At 49.9% G+C, this 1313-nt stretch carries 2 protein-coding genes and 1 pseudogene; 1 reads left to right on the plus strand and 2 read right to left on the minus strand.

Annotated elements, in window-relative coordinates:
* Together BGK49_RS14810 and dsdA are read right to left on the minus strand one after the other, a co-directional pair.
* Nucleotides 1-257: IS1-like element transposase (locus BGK49_RS14810; protein ID WP_024259250.1), on the minus strand; the 257-nt coding region annotated here is incomplete at its 3' end.
* Nucleotides 258-313: 56 nt separating this feature from the next.
* A pseudogene (gene dsdA / locus BGK49_RS14815) lies at nucleotides 314-1180 on the minus strand (D-serine ammonia-lyase); the annotation flags it as partial.
* A gap of 31 nt (nucleotides 1181-1211) precedes the next feature.
* Between dsdA and BGK49_RS14820 the strand changes: the two are divergent.
* Nucleotides 1212-1313: IS3 family transposase (locus tag BGK49_RS14820; protein WP_069375680.1), on the plus strand; the 102-nt coding region annotated here is incomplete at its 3' end.

The following is a 1313-nucleotide window of genomic DNA, read 5'->3' on the forward strand; positions in this document are numbered from 1 at the left end:
TTTTTTAAGTGACGTAAAACCGTGTTGAGGCCAACGCCCATAATGCGTGCACTGGCGCGACATCCGACGCCATTCATGGCCATATCAATGATTTTCTGGTGCGTACCGGGCTGAGAGGCGGTGTAAGTGAACTGTAGTTGCCATGTTTTACGGCAATGAGAGCAGAGATAGCGCTGATGTCCGGCAGTGCTTTTGCCGTTACGCACCACGCCTTCAGTAGCGGAGCAGGAAGGACATCTGATGGAAATGGAAGCCACGCAAGCACCTTAAAATCACCATCATACACTAAATCAGTAAGTTGGCAGCATTACCCGGCAAAAAAGCAGTGAACATGATCGCCAAACGCCAGTTTAAGCCCGAATGCGACGCCACCAGGACCACCGCCAACACCACACGGCAGATAGACAAACAGAGGGTTATCAGCATCGACGATACGGCCTTGCTGGGCAAATTGCGCTTTAAGACGCTGGCCAGCGACGGAATACCCAAGGAACAACGTGCGGGAATTTTCGTCATCAATAAAGAAACAGTTCGGGTCAGACTGCGCTGCTTTACGTCCTTCCTCGACGGCAACACCATAATCTTGCTCATATTCCACGACCGTAACGCCATGGCTGCGCAGTTTCGCTTTTTTCCATGCCCGGGCATCAGCAGACATATGAACTGTCACCTTAAAGCCAATGCGGGCGCTCATAATGCCGATTGATAACCCCAGATTTCCGGTTGAGCCCACAGCAATGCTGTATTGGCTAAAGAACTGTTTAAACTCCGGAGAAAGCAGTTTGCTGTAGTCATCATCAAGCGTCAGCAACCCCGCTTCCAGAGCCAGTTTTTCTGCGTGTGCCAGGACTTCATAAATCCCGCCGCGTGCTTTTATGGAGCTGGAAATGGGCAAATGGCTATCTTTTTTCAGTAACAGTTGCCCGCTGATCGGTTGCTGATATTCTTTTTCCAGCCGTTTTTGCATAGCTGGAATGGCAACCAGTTCTGATTCAATAATCCCCCCAGTGGCAGCAGTTTCAGCAAATGCTTTTGCCAGATAGGGTGCAAAACGGGATAAGCGCGCATGGGCGTCCTGAACATCCTGTTCGGTCAGGCCAACATAAGGTAAACCTTCAGCCAATGAGGTCGTGCCAGGATGAAGTGGCACACTGAATTTGGCCACCTGAACAGAGGTGATATGCTCACCTCAGAACAACACAGGTGCTCCAATGAAAAAAAGAAATTTTAGCGCAGAGTTTAAACGCGAATCCGCTCAACTGGTTGTTGACCAGAAATACACGGTGGCAGATGCCGCCAAAGCTATGGATGTT

Origin of the sequence: Shigella sp. FC1544, from assembly GCF_001722145.1 — a bacterium.
In the GTDB taxonomy this organism is placed as follows: domain Bacteria; phylum Pseudomonadota; class Gammaproteobacteria; order Enterobacterales; family Enterobacteriaceae; genus Escherichia; species Escherichia coli.